This is a genomic window from Paenibacillus solani (genome assembly GCF_050475945.1).
In the GTDB taxonomy this organism is placed as follows: domain Bacteria; phylum Bacillota; class Bacilli; order Paenibacillales; family Paenibacillaceae; genus Paenibacillus_AQ; species Paenibacillus_AQ solani_A.
On record NZ_JBCMXJ010000005.1, the window covers coordinates 654,937 to 667,623 of the forward strand.

Here is a 12,687-nt window from a genome sequence, read left to right on the forward strand (position 1 = left end):
AGGAGGGGCCATAAGTCTCTTATACTTCCATAATCTCTTTTTCTTTGGCAACGAGGACTTTGTCGACTTCTGCGATAAACTTATCCGTCGTTTTTTGGATATCATCCTGATGTCTCCGGGACTCGTCCTCGGAAATATCTGTTTTCTCCAATTTTTTAATGTCATCGTTGGCATCACGACGAATGTTGCGGATGGCCACTTTCGCTTCTTCGCCGAATTTTTTCGTCATTTTAACCAGATCAGTTCTGCGTTCTTCCGTAAGTGCAGGTACAACGAGACGAATCTGATTGCCATCATTCGCCGGAGTTAATCCGATATCCGATTTCATGATTGCTTTCTCAATGTCGGCTAAGGACGACTTGTCCCAAGGCTGGATCATAAGCGTTCTGGAATCCGGCGTACTAATGTTAGCCAGCTGATTCAGTGGAGTGGGTGCTCCGTAATATTCAACTGTAATCCGGTCAAGAAGCGCTGGAGCTGCCCGCCCTGCACGCAAAGTTGCCAAGTCACGTTTCAAAGCTAAGATCGCTTTTTCCATGCGTTCTTCTGCATTCTTTTTCACCGATTGCGGCATTAGTCTACACTCCCTTTGACGATGGTTCCGATTTTTTCACCCAAAACGACGCGCTTGATATTACCTTGCTCCGTAATAGCGAAGACGATGAGCGGGATGTTGTTGTCCATACATAACGATGAAGCTGTAGAGTCCATTACCCCAAGGTTTTTGTTCAATACGTCTAGATACGTCAGCTGCTCGTACTTCTCGGCAGTTTCATCCTTAAATGGATCAGCAGAGTACACACCGTCCACTTTATTCTTCGCCATAAGAATCACTTCTGCTTCGATTTCCGCCGCGCGAAGCGCTGCAGTCGTATCAGTGGAGAAGTATGGGTTCCCTGTTCCTGCTGCAAAAATAACGACACGGCCTTTTTCCAAATGCCGAATAGCTCTCCGGCGGATATAAGGCTCGGCAATTTGCTGCATTGAGATAGAGGTTTGTACCCGAGTCGGCACATCAATCTGCTCCAAAGCATCCTGAAGGGCCAAAGAGTTCATCACCGTTGCGAGCATACCCATATAGTCTGCTGTCGCACGGTCGATTCCGTTCGCGCTGCCAGCAATGCCGCGCCAGATATTTCCCCCGCCACATACGATGGCGACTTCAACACCAAGCTCGACAACTTCACGAACCTGCTCAGCGATCGAAGAGATCGTCTCAGCATCAATACCATATCCATTCTGCCCTGAAAGGGATTCCCCACTGACTTTCAATATCACTCGTTTATATACAGGCTGTTCCAAATGATAACCCTCCACTTTAAGACGGCGCCTACGTATTCGACGCCCGTTTGAAAAACGACAGACAGACACACCGGCACTGCTTGACGGTTTATAAAAATCGGGTAAAAACATCCGTCTCAAGTAGAAACTACTACTCGTCTAGTCAAGACTAAGGTCTATTCTTTCTTGTGAGATAAGGGTAGCCTTTACACCGAATTTATAACAATCTTATCTCGTTTTTGTTTATTTATCTCTTAAAAAAGAAGGAACACGGGTGTGTTCCACTCTTTTCTATAACTTATATTAGCCTTTATGGCTTATTTATTCACCTGGGACATAACTTCTTCAACGAAGTTGTCTTGTTTTTTCTCCAAGCCTTCGCCAAGTTCAAAGCGAGCAAAACGACGAATGGAGATGTTTTCACCAATCGTGCTGATTTTTTCGTTAAGAAGCGTGTTGATTGTTTTGTCCGGATCTTTGATAAAGGATTGCTCAAGCAAGCAATACTCTTCATAGTACTTGTTGATACGGCCTTCAACCATTTTCTCAACGATTTTCTCAGGCTTGCCTTCATTCAAAGCTTGGTTTTTCAAGATTTCTTTTTCTTTCTCAAGCTCTTCCGTTGGCACTTCTTCACGACGAACATATTTAGGGTTTGCTGCAGCGATGTGCATAGCGATGTCGCGAGCAAACTCTTTAAATTGATCCGTTTTGCCTACGAAGTCGGTTTCACAGTTGATTTCCACGAGAACGCCGATTCTTCCGCCAGCATGAATGTAGGATTCTACAACGCCTTCAGTTGCGATACGTCCAGCTTTGTTAGCTGCTGCAGACAAGCCTTTCTCGCGAAGAACTGCGATTGCTTTTTCGATATCACCATTTGTTTCATCAAGCGCTTTTTTACAATCCAGCATGCCCGCGCCTGTTCTTTCGCGAAGTTCTTTTACCGCACTAGCTGATACTGCCATTAGAATTCCCTCCAAATTGGTAAGTTGATGTTTGCGTTCTGCTTATGATACCGGTCATTTTCATGCACCATTCTCAAAACACAGTCCGCTATAAGTATCTCTTGCATGCCAGAAGAATGTTAATTTCATATGTTATCCGTCCTGACATCTTAAAAAAAGGGCAGTGAGAGGTTATCCACCTACCAACCACCCTTTTCATTAAATTCATTCTTTATACGTTTTAATCCCGATTAAGCTGTTGTCTCTTCACCTTGGTGAGCTTCAACAACGGCATCAGCCATTTTACCAGTCAACAACTTGACAGCGCGGATCGCGTCATCGTTACCTGGGATTACATAGTCGATTTCATCAGGATCACAGTTCGTATCAACGATACCAACGATTGGGATACCCAATTTGCGAGCTTCCGCTACAGCGATACGCTCTTTGCGAGGATCGATAACGAACAATGCGCTAGGAAGACCCTTCATGTTCTTGATTCCGCCCAGGAACTTCTCAAGACGATCTTTCTCTTTGCGGAGAAGGATAACTTCTTTCTTAGGCAGCACTTGGAATGTGCCATCTTCTTCCCAAGCTTCGAGTTGCTTCAAACGATTGATACGCTTTTGGATCGTTTCGAAGTTGGTCAATGTTCCGCCGAGCCAACGTTGGTTGATGTAGAACATACCGCAACGTTCTGCTTCTTCTTTCACGGAATCTTGAGCTTGTTTTTTCGTGCCGACGAACAGGATTGTACCGTTCTCACCAGCTACGTTTTTCACAAAGTTGAAAGCTTCTTCAACTTTCTTGACCGTTTTTTGCAGGTCGATAATGTAGATACCGTTTCTTTCAGTGAAGATAAATTTATCCATTTTTGGGTTCCAGCGACGAGTCTGGTGACCGAAGTGTACACCAGCTTCCAAAAGCTGTTTCATGGAAATTACTGCCATCTTCACGCACCTCCTAAGTTTGGTTTTTGTGTGTCCCTCCGCCAAGATCATTTTCCATTAAGACTCTCATTCCTGAAAGCACCCTCAATGAAATCACTCTGGCGTGTGTTTTAACACCGTCAATTACTATAACATAACCAAGGTCAGGTTGCAATGTCTTTTATGTACATAACCGGAGCTTCCAGCATATTAATTTCTGAGTTGATCCACAAAGAAAAACCACTCTCAACCAAGTGTGCTAGCTGGAGGGTTTTGCTGTGATTTTGGCTATAATCGAATTGTAGCTTTCACCTGCTGTAAACGAATATGTGCCGCTCTGAATGGTTCTGTTGATCTTTTTTTCGGTGGCTTTATTAATAAATGCCTGTTTATCCTCTATTACGCCTGCCGTCAAGAGACTGTTAGCTACATCGCTGAGATTGTTACCTGCAGGAATTCTAACTTGTATAGACGCCTTGACTTTCGCTGGAGTTTTCGGTTCCACTGGCTTATTTACTTGTGGAGATTCTTGCTTGTCCGCATCTGCTCCAGGCTGTTTCGGCTGCTGCGGTATTGCTGGCTTCTCTGAATTAGGCTTCAATGAAGAATCTTTATCGGCTGACTCACTGCCATCATTATCAGCAAGCTTCTTCTCTTCCCACTGCTCCTCTGTCAACAGTTCATCCGAACCTTCAACAACTTGTAGATCCAATGCCTCCGCAGCAGCTGTCAGTTCTTCCTTCGTTAAAGACTGCGTTACCGAAGCCGTTGTGCCTTGACCGACCCACATCAGCTGGAGCAACACTGCACCTATTACAAGACCGGTGCCGACGCCCATCATAAATGTACGGTTCTTGATCACACGGATTCCTCCTGTTTGGCCAACTGGATGATAAGCTGAACTTCGCCCCGTTGAAAGCCCGTGTTCTTGGCAATCACATCAATAGATTTCCCTTGTTCATATAGATCGAACAGCTCCGCGTATCTGGATTTGATGGAAGGAACCGGAGGAGGCATATCTTCAACCTCTGAAGTGGCAGCAGCTAACCCTTCAGACGACGTAGCGGGCTTGGTAAGCTGGTCTTCTGCTATACGCAGCCGGGTGTCGGATTCGGACAGTTTCTGTTCCGCCACAAGCATGCGTTGACGCAATTCGCTAACCTGCTCTTGTTGCGCTTGTTGTTTAGCCGTAAGTTCTTGCTTCATTTGACTAACCAGCTCAACAAGCTGCTCATTCTCATTCTGAACTTCCGCCATATAAGCCTCAAGTGTGCTCTCCACTTCTTTTACCACCCGTTCACTGGACACGGTCTCTTCGCGGCGTTTCGGCAGCATCAGAGCATATAATACTGCCGCTATACCGAGCAGCACGATATATATCCAAGGTTTCAAATCTATTACCCCTTTGTGCCTTAAATTGTCTAGAGTGAAACATCAAAATTCTTGCCTTTATACGGGTGCTCCGCCGGATGCTCCATCATTTCGTCCGATTTCGCTTCTCCCCCGTCTTGTTGTTTACCAGAGGATTGGCGGCTTCCATCATCACGTACGGCCGTTTCTGCCGTCTCACTTACTTCCGAGCTGCGCTGAGCATCCGCCCGGCTGTTCTTAAGTTGCTCACCTGCAAGCAGTGCCTGATCGTTCATCGGACGTTGCTGAAATTCATTATGCACCTTCCCCGCTTCATGGGTTCTGGGTACCGCAATTTGCATTTCTACCGATTTCATACTCAATGGAATCACCTCATGAGATAGGATCGTTTCCACACACATACGATATCTCTTTTATCCTACAATAGCGGTACCATGGTGATATCTCCCTCATGATAGTAAAAAGAAACCCGTTGTGTGGGGTCCTTAATATACCGGGTATACCGCCCGATGACGATTTTGGCACCTCCATAAATCGTCTTTACTACATTCACTCTTGCCTTACCGGTATCCTCGAGCATCTTTTCTATCTCCAGCATTCGGTCTTTGAGATCAGATTGTTCCGCCATGTTGGATTTTTTGGTGGCATTCAATTTCACTCGGAGCGCCAGCTTATCCGTCGACAATTGACCTGAGGAAGCCAGCTGATTCAAGAGATAAAGCGCTTTATCCGTTTTATCCATACTTTCTATAGAAAGCTTCAACTGGGCTCTTAAATCCGCCAGTTCATTCCGCAGCTCGGGAAGTACACCAACCTCTAATACAGTGGCTGTTGACATGCTGTTACCGATCGTGCGCGCAACCACTTTCTCTCCAGCCTGCAGAATACCGCCAACTACAAGTCCCTTCGTTCCGTTGCACTCGATATTTTGAGCAGCTCGGATATTGGAATGCATGATGCTCTGTGAGACAAATACACTAGCACCAGCAATCACATTCCCATCTTGGATGAATGAGCTTTTGACATCCTGGCCAGCCTGAACATGGCCCTTGTTATAACCGATAATACCACCGGATATATCGATTGAGCCTCCAGCATCCAGCTCCGCTCCTTCAACAAAGCCCGTTACACGGATATCGCCAGCCGCTTTAATTCGGAATCCGGTAAGCACATTGCCACGTATGACCACTGTGCCAACAAAGTCGATGTTGCCTATACTATAATCAACATCACCATTAATCTCGTAAACCGGAAAAACATTGATCTTTCCTTTTTCGGTTTTGGTAAGAAGTCCGTCCAGCGCAGCATACATGGCGCTGTTCTCGGCATTGACAACAACGTTTTTCCCAACCTTGAAATGAGCTTCCTTCCCAGGCTTGCTCGGAATCTCTTCTCCTGTCACTGCCGTTCCGGGAACTCCCTTGGTGGGCGGAATACGGGTCGCGATTAATTGCCCCTTCTTTACGTTATTTAAACGAATGACTTCCTTATAATCGACTTTGCCATCTTCAATCTCTAGTGGCTTTAGATTTGCTTCATTTCCAAAATCAACGGTAAATTGAATTTTTCCGTTATGCCCGTGCACAGGTTCCGTTCCCATTGCTATTGGCGTCTTGCTATACTGATATTCTTCCGCATGCTCTGCAATTCGCTGCAGTATATCATGCTGAAGACCATAGCGTACCTGATGACTTCTTAAGAATTGTTCAAGGGCCTCGACGGTGCACGCAAAATCCTTCTCCCAATTGGTGAACTGTATATAGGCGACAACCTTGTCATCCGATAGCGTAACGCTAAAGTATTGATCCAATGCATAATCTACAGACAATCCAGGAACCCCCTTCATAAATGGCAAGCGTCAGTCGTTTTGCATTAGCAAATCCCGATCTTTATCGAGCGCGCCCCGAAGTCTCAAAATCGCCTTAGAGTGAAGCTGAGATATTCGTGAAGGTGATAGCGACATCACTTCAGCAATTTCGCTGAGTGACAAATCCTCATAATATAGCAAGGAAACAACGGTCCGCTCTTTCGGAGTTAATTTACCGATTCCCTTCATCAGGGCTTCTCTCAGAAAAAATTCATGGACCTTATGATCGGGATTCTTCGCCTTCTCATCAATTAAAAGCGACATTCGGGTCTCAGACTCCTCCTCGCGAATCGGATCTTCCAGCGATGTCAATGTCATGACCGCTACTTCCTGCAGCATATGCCGGAACTCCTTCTCGGTCACGTCAAGATAATCGCTCATCTCGGAATCACTGACGCTGCGTAAATATTTCTGTTCCAACTTCTGATATGCAGTTTCTATCTTCTTCGCCTTCTCACGGACAGAACGTGGCACCCAATCCCCTTGACGCAACGAATCCAGAATAGCTCCTCGAACGCGCCAAGATGCATAAGTTTCAAATTGCAGCCCTCGTTTGTAGTCAAACTTCTCGATGGCGTCAATCAAACCCATTACCCCATTGCTGGCCAAATCTCCCTTAGAAACGTTCTTCGGAAGACCGATGGCCAATCGGCTTGAAACATAGTCTACGATGTGCAAATGATATTCGATTAGTTTCTTCTTCGCTTCATGGTCTCCATCTTCCTTCCACGCACTCCATAATTCCCCATGGTTCAGCACAGAAGCTTTACGTTCGTCCAATTGCCTTCACCCTCCTTATTCTTCCGTAAGGTGACGAACGGCCTTGGCCAGTTCTTCAGGATCTTTCGTTGAGACCAGCTTAGGTGGATTCAGCGGTACAAATTCTCCGCCTTCTTTACGGCTGGATTCGGATTGAATCAAATCCATCAACTCCCGATCCTCATCAGGCGTAGATAAATCAAGAACAGTTCCTCGTTCGTGAGCATTCTGCATCTCTTCATCATCTGATCCATCGACCCGCGGTCCCGTTATGGCTGCTAGCACCCAATTCAACAGGAACGCTAGAAGAAACCAGATCGCACATGCAAGAAGTGCCCGGTACATACTGGTCATCCACAGATTGTTACGGATGGAAAAAATAAATGTGAACACAAACCCGACTATTCCAGCTATCAGATTAAAACGGAGTTTTCCCTTCATGGCTACAATTCCTTTATGCCCTTTTGTACACTGCGTATTGTAAACTTACCCGTTGTGCAGTCGAGCTCAACGGTCCTACCATAATTTCCTCCAGTATCCTCGCCAATCAGCTTGATGCCCATCTGTTCGAGCCCTTCCTTGCAAGACTCAACATTGCGGGGACCAATTCTCATCGAGTCACCGGAACCAGCGAAAGCGAACATCTGAGCTCCGCCGGCCATTTTGGCTACCATGCGTGCCTGAGAGGCTCCCAGCTCTCTCATCTTGTTTAATAATATAGGAAGAGCTGTGTCAGCGTATTTTGCCAGATTCAGTTGTCCTTCTCTAGCAATTGCTGAAGATGGGAGCATCACATGCGCCATTCCGCCAATCTTCGTTACCGGATCATACAGCGTCAATCCAACACAGGAGCCAAGACCGGTAGTACGCAATATACCACTTGGACCTGCGACGTTCAGGTCCGCCATTGCTACCTTCGTGATGCTCCGTTCTTCAATCATGCTCTAAGGATACTCCCAATGCTTCGAAAATTTGAGCAAAAGTTTGTGGGTCGGGTATCAGGAAAAACTGTCCTTCTACCTCGTTCTGCCCTTCCAGGAACGTCGTGTTGATTAAGAGGGCATCGTCTCCCATTTCTCCAAACTGCAGCAACCCGTAACTGAGGATCGCACCCGCCATATCCATCGCCAATGCCGGTACCGTCGGCGTCATCGATAGATTGGTGAAATCGGCTAGCGAGGATAGGTATGACCCCGCCAGAATATTCCCGATCTCTCCCAAAGCGGACTGTTCCATATCCGAGAACTGCTCTTCCTCCGACACTTCAATGCCCGCCAGATTCTGCAACAGATTCTTGCCGGCTTCCGGACTCATGATAAAAAAGAGGTTGCTGGGAGCATCGCCTTCAACCCGTAAAAATATGGCAATAACGAGCTGCTCGCTCCCTCCAACGCTTTCAGCGATCTGTTCAAAAGGCAATAGCTGAACTTTGGGAACAGCCATATCGATAGGCTTGTTAAGCAAGCGGGATAGTGCGGTTGCTGCATTGCCCGCTCCAATGTTCCCTACTTCCTTCAGAACATCCATCTTAATTTCTTTGCCGTGTTTAAACAGTTCCACTGTCTATTCCTCAAGGCCTTCCAGCTGAATAATCTCACTCTTGTTCAATACTTCTGATAGATTCAGCATGACGAGAAGGCGTTCCTCTCCTACCTTCGCAACACCACGAAGATATTTCGCTTTGATTCCGCCGACAACCTCAGGTGGAGATTCAATGTTGTCCGTATTCAGATCAATGACATCACTCGCGGAATCAACAATAAAGCCAACTTGCATTTCATTTACGGCCACGATAATAATACGTGTTTGATCTGTTGCATCGATCTCATCAAGTCCAAAACGGCCGCGCAGATTAATGACCGGAATCACGACACCGCGCAGATTAATAACCCCTTTGACGAAAGCAAATGTTTTGGGAACACGCGTTATCGGCATCATTCGCTCAATGGTCTGAACCTTCTCTACCTCGATGCCGTATTCTTCCTCGCCAAGTTTAAAGACAATAACCTTGATTTCTTCTCCCATGAATAAGTCCTCCTTCAGATTGTGCTGCCTGCATGCCAGTTAAATTCCGTTATTTGATAAATGCATTTGCATCGATGATGAGGGCAACTTGTCCATCTCCCAAGATGGTCGCTCCGGATATCCCCTGGATGGCCGGAAGATATTTGCCAAGATTCTTGATAACAATTTCACTCTGACCGATGAAATCATCGATGGTTAGTGCTGCTAAGCGGTCTCCCTTACGGATTACCACAATCTCGGTTTCCTCTTCGGCTTCTTCATCAAAATCCGGGACATCAAAGAATCGGCTTAGCGAGACGATCGGTATGAGCGATTCCCGGAACTGAACCATGCGGCTGCCATGCACATGCTTGACTTGCCCGCGTTTGATGATACCCGTCTCAACAATGGAAGACAGCGGAATTGCATATTTCTCGGATCCCATCCGAATAAGCATCGCCGCAATGATCGAGAGCGTTAGTGGAAGCTGAACGGAAAAATTAGTGCCTTTACCCGGCGTTGAGTAAATCGTAACATTGCCGCCCAAGGCAACAATCTTGGATTTAACCACATCAAGTCCTACGCCGCGTCCCGAAACATCTGAAATTTTCTCAGCGGTACTAAATCCTGGTGCGAACAGCAGTTGATTGACCTCATCGTCGGTCATGGATGCACCTTCTGCTTCAGTGACAACGCCTTTTCCGATCGCATTCTTCAGGATTTTTTCACGGTAGATGCCGCGTCCATCATCTTCGATCTCAATGAAAACATTGTTACCGCTGTGAAATGCACGCAGATGCACAGTACCGGTTTCCGGTTTACCGGCCGCGATTCGTTCAGCAATGGATTCAACACCATGGTCAGCCGAATTTCGCAGTAAGTGGACCAGAGGGTCGCCGATTTCATCGATAACCGTACGATCGAGCTCCGTCTCAGCTCCGGTAATAATCAAATCAATTTTCTTGTCCAATGTTTTGGCAAGATCCCGAACCATCCTTGGGAAACGGTTAAATACTGTATCAACCGGAACCATGCGGAGTTTAAGAACGATATTCTGCAAATCGCTGCTTACCCGGCTCATATGCTCCACAGTATCTGTCAGTTCCTGATTATTGGACTCACTGGCCAGCTGTTCAAGCCGTACCCGGTCAATCAACAGTTCGCTAAACAGATTCATTAGCACATCTAACCGCTCGATATCCACGCGGATCGTTCTGGAAGGGTTGCCTCCTCCTGTATTGCGTGGAGCAGATGCCTTCGATTCCTTGGCAGTATTCGTCTTAACGGTAGTTTCCGATGAAGATACAGGTGCAGATTCCGCCGCTGAATCGTTCGATTTCACAACTTCAGCTGTTGCCGCGCTCTCCTGTACCATCTGCTGTAAGGATTCATGGTCAAGAGCTACAACGCTAGTAGTTTCAATCTCGGAGATGGACTTGATTTGATTGTCAATGTCCTCAGTTTCTCTCTGCGTTATGTAATACAACGAAAATACGCGATCGAATTCACCTTGTTCAATCTCTTGAACATCAGGGTAGGTCTTCACGATTTCTCCAGACCTTTCCAGCGCCTCGAATACCATGTAGGCCCGAACCGCCTTCAGTTGGCAATCCTCTCGCAATGTAACTTGTATATATAGAACCTGATGCCCTTCTGAAATGGACTGATCCAGGACAGAAAACTGGAACTCATCCAGTTCAATACCCTGAACGGATACAGCTGGGCTCGCGCCATCAGCGGCTCCCTCACTTGTCGGAGCACCCTCGCCACGCACAATGGACTGTAAAGATGCCACGATGGAGGATACATCCGATTTGCCGTCTCCGCCTTCGGTAATATCCTGCACCATCGATTCAAGAGCGTCCAAGCTTTTGAAGAGTGTGTCAAAGATATAATCCTGCATCTTTAACTTTTCGTTCCGGACAAGATCGAGTACATTTTCCATTTGGTGGGTTAGTGAAGCCAAATCCTCGTATCCCATCGTAGCTGCCATCCCTTTCAGCGTGTGAGCTGATCGAAAGATGATTTGTACGATCCCGATATCGTCCGGGTTGCTTTCTAATTGAAGCATGTTTTCATTTAATGATTGCAGATGATCATTTGACTCATCAATAAACATTGTCAAATATTGATTCATGTCCATTGAGAGACACCTCCTCTTCAAGTTCACTTTCCGTTGTTTACAGCTTGAACCAATCTTGGTGCGATATCATGAAGTGGCAGAATATAGCTCACACACCCGAGCTCTACAGCAGATCTTGGCATACCGTAGACAACGCAAGTTTGTTCGCTCTCCGCATAAGTTGACGTCACGCCGGCATCGTAGAGCTTTTTCATCATTCTCGCCCCATCGCTTCCCATGCCGGTCATTAGCACGGCATGGCGGTTAATCTCAGTCAGGGGAAGCAGGGATTCGAACAACACATCAACAGATGGGCGGTGACCATTTCGGATCTCATCCTGACTTATTTTAATCTGGTAATCACCACCGTCAGAGCGATATAGTCTCATGTGACTTCCACCTGGCGCGATGTACGCTTTTCCTCGTTCCAATATCATATCTTGCTCCGCTTCCATGACCTCAAGCTCACTAAATGAATTCAAACGTTGTGCAAGAGATTTGGTAAAGCTTGGCGGCATATGCTGAACGATGACGATCGGAGCACAAAAGTCACCGGGTATTTGCTCCAGAAAAACTTTTAACGCTCTTGGACCACCGGTTGAACACCCAACTGCAACGACATCTGTCAAATCCAAAGAAGTCTGAGATTTGGTCTCACGCGGCGGTCGATTTTCATTCTTCGGCGGAGCAACAGGTTTAGGATGCACGGCAGGTATAGGCTCTGCACGCTTGCTCTTGAATTCAGAAGGCATCGTCCCTTTTGCTCGAGCTGGCTTCTCACCAGCACTTTGCATTTTAGGCAACGGATGGAAATCCAAACGTTTACTGCGCTGTTCAGTTCCTTGATTTGCCGACCTCGTTTCCTTCACCTGCAGCTTTTTGTCCAGCGTTTTGTCAGAAAGCTTTGGCGAAAGAGGAACCGTTTTGTCTACACTCCGGCGTCTTTGCTCTTCTTCTTCCCACAACGCCCTCCGCTGTTTAGCCTGCATCGCCGCATTCAGTTGCTTTAATAGTTCTGAACGCACCTGCTCAATATCTAGTGCATTAGAAATGGAAGGCTTTCGAATAAAATCAAATGCTCCAGCTTCAAGGGCTAGAATGGTTTCTCTCATCCCTTGTTCATTAATGCCTGACAACATAATGACCGGTCGAGGGCCTGCGGACATGATTAGCTTCAAAGCATCCAGCCCGTTCATCTTCGGCATTTCTACATCCAGTGTAATGACATCAGGGTCTAGCTCCATCACTTTCTCAACAGCCTCGAGTCCGTTATTTGCTGTTCCGACAACCTGAAAAGACGGGTCCCGCTCAATGAAGTCGGAAAAGATTTTCCGCATAAATGCAGAATCGTCCACGACAAGCACACGAAAAGGCTTCATAGATGTCCACCTCTGTTTCCATTAATCC

15 protein-coding genes are annotated in these 12,687 nt (G+C 46.6%); all 15 read right to left on the reverse strand.

Annotated elements, in window-relative coordinates:
• Window positions 1–19: 19 nt before the first annotated feature.
• The 15 genes from frr to ABEQ74_RS04825 all read right to left on the reverse strand — a co-directional run bounded on the left by frr (window position 20) and on the right by ABEQ74_RS04825 (window position 12,659).
• A complete protein-coding gene (frr, locus tag ABEQ74_RS04755; RefSeq protein WP_430119970.1) occupies window positions 20–574 on the reverse strand; it encodes a ribosome recycling factor in 555 nt (184 codons plus the stop codon).
• The gene (gene pyrH / locus ABEQ74_RS04760) at window positions 574–1,302 is read right to left on the reverse strand and encodes a UMP kinase (protein WP_006211297.1); all 729 of its coding nucleotides are present in this window, start codon (window positions 1,300–1,302) and stop codon (window positions 574–576) included. The genes frr and pyrH overlap by 1 nt, the downstream gene beginning before the upstream one ends.
• 296 nt (window positions 1,303–1,598) lie before the next feature.
• A complete protein-coding gene (gene tsf / locus ABEQ74_RS04765) occupies window positions 1,599–2,249 on the reverse strand; it encodes a translation elongation factor Ts (protein ID WP_430119973.1) in 651 nt (216 codons plus the stop codon).
• Window positions 2,250–2,479: 230 nt separating this feature from the next.
• On the reverse strand, window positions 2,480–3,178 hold the full coding sequence (rpsB, locus tag ABEQ74_RS04770; RefSeq protein WP_053492662.1) for a 30S ribosomal protein S2: 699 nt from the start codon (window positions 3,176–3,178) through the stop codon (window positions 2,480–2,482).
• Between the two features lie 238 nt (window positions 3,179–3,416).
• Window positions 3,417–4,019 (reverse strand): endolytic transglycosylase MltG, encoded by a 603-nt coding sequence (locus ABEQ74_RS04775; protein WP_430119975.1) that lies wholly within the window; start codon window positions 4,017–4,019, stop codon window positions 3,417–3,419.
• Window positions 4,016–4,549, reverse strand: a complete 534-nt coding sequence (locus ABEQ74_RS04780) for a hypothetical protein (protein ID WP_430119977.1) — start codon at window positions 4,547–4,549, stop codon at window positions 4,016–4,018. The genes ABEQ74_RS04775 and ABEQ74_RS04780 overlap by 4 nt, the downstream gene beginning before the upstream one ends.
• A gap of 29 nt (window positions 4,550–4,578) precedes the next feature.
• A complete protein-coding gene (locus ABEQ74_RS04785; RefSeq protein ID WP_430119979.1) occupies window positions 4,579–4,890 on the reverse strand; it encodes a hypothetical protein in 312 nt (103 codons plus the stop codon).
• Between the two features lie 56 nt (window positions 4,891–4,946).
• The gene (locus ABEQ74_RS04790; RefSeq protein ID WP_430119981.1) at window positions 4,947–6,356 is read right to left on the reverse strand and encodes a DUF342 domain-containing protein; all 1,410 of its coding nucleotides are present in this window, start codon (window positions 6,354–6,356) and stop codon (window positions 4,947–4,949) included.
• Between the two features lie 30 nt (window positions 6,357–6,386).
• Window positions 6,387–7,175, reverse strand: coding sequence for a FliA/WhiG family RNA polymerase sigma factor (locus tag ABEQ74_RS04795; RefSeq protein WP_430119983.1), 789 nt, complete (start codon window positions 7,173–7,175; stop codon window positions 6,387–6,389).
• Window positions 7,176–7,190: 15 nt separating this feature from the next.
• Window positions 7,191–7,595, reverse strand: a complete 405-nt coding sequence (locus ABEQ74_RS04800) for a hypothetical protein (RefSeq protein WP_430119985.1) — start codon at window positions 7,593–7,595, stop codon at window positions 7,191–7,193.
• 2 nt (window positions 7,596–7,597) lie between these two features.
• Window positions 7,598–8,095, reverse strand: a complete 498-nt coding sequence (locus tag ABEQ74_RS04805) for a chemotaxis protein CheD (RefSeq protein ID WP_430119987.1) — start codon at window positions 8,093–8,095, stop codon at window positions 7,598–7,600.
• Window positions 8,088–8,681 (reverse strand): chemotaxis protein CheC, encoded by a 594-nt coding sequence (locus ABEQ74_RS04810; RefSeq protein ID WP_430120919.1) that lies wholly within the window; start codon window positions 8,679–8,681, stop codon window positions 8,088–8,090. The genes ABEQ74_RS04805 and ABEQ74_RS04810 overlap by 8 nt, the downstream gene beginning before the upstream one ends.
• 36 nt (window positions 8,682–8,717) lie before the next feature.
• The gene (locus ABEQ74_RS04815) at window positions 8,718–9,179 is read right to left on the reverse strand and encodes a chemotaxis protein CheW (RefSeq protein WP_054402956.1); all 462 of its coding nucleotides are present in this window, start codon (window positions 9,177–9,179) and stop codon (window positions 8,718–8,720) included.
• 49 nt (window positions 9,180–9,228) lie between these two features.
• Window positions 9,229–11,301, reverse strand: coding sequence for a chemotaxis protein CheW (locus ABEQ74_RS04820; protein WP_430119990.1), 2,073 nt, complete (start codon window positions 11,299–11,301; stop codon window positions 9,229–9,231).
• Window positions 11,302–11,324: 23 nt separating this feature from the next.
• Window positions 11,325–12,659, reverse strand: coding sequence for a protein-glutamate methylesterase/protein-glutamine glutaminase (locus ABEQ74_RS04825; protein ID WP_430119992.1), 1,335 nt, complete (start codon window positions 12,657–12,659; stop codon window positions 11,325–11,327).
• Between the last annotated feature and the right edge of the window lie 28 nt (window positions 12,660–12,687).

What these genes read in the sequence shown, in the direction of transcription:
- frr (WP_430119970.1), bottom strand. Translation starts at nt 574, where the DNA reads ATGCCGCAATCGGTGAAAAAGAATGCAGAAGAACGCATGGAAAAAGCG.
- tsf (WP_430119973.1), bottom strand. Translation starts at nt 2,249, where the DNA reads ATGGCAGTATCAGCTAGTGCGGTAAAAGAACTTCGCGAAAGAACAGGC.
- rpsB (WP_053492662.1), bottom strand. Translation starts at nt 3,178, where the DNA reads ATGGCAGTAATTTCCATGAAACAGCTTTTGGAAGCTGGTGTACACTTC.
- ABEQ74_RS04800 (WP_430119985.1), bottom strand. Translation starts at nt 7,595, where the DNA reads ATGAAGGGAAAACTCCGTTTTAATCTGATAGCTGGAATAGTCGGGTTT.
- ABEQ74_RS04805 (WP_430119987.1), bottom strand. Translation starts at nt 8,095, where the DNA reads ATGATTGAAGAACGGAGCATCACGAAGGTAGCAATGGCGGACCTGAAC.
- ABEQ74_RS04810 (WP_430120919.1), bottom strand. Translation starts at nt 8,681, where the DNA reads ATGGATGTTCTGAAGGAAGTAGGGAACATTGGAGCGGGCAATGCAGCA.
- ABEQ74_RS04815 (WP_054402956.1), bottom strand. Translation starts at nt 9,179, where the DNA reads ATGGGAGAAGAAATCAAGGTTATTGTCTTTAAACTTGGCGAGGAAGAA.
- ABEQ74_RS04820 (WP_430119990.1), bottom strand. Translation starts at nt 11,301, where the DNA reads ATGGACATGAATCAATATTTGACAATGTTTATTGATGAGTCAAATGAT.
- ABEQ74_RS04825 (WP_430119992.1), bottom strand. Translation starts at nt 12,659, where the DNA reads ATGAAGCCTTTTCGTGTGCTTGTCGTGGACGATTCTGCATTTATGCGG.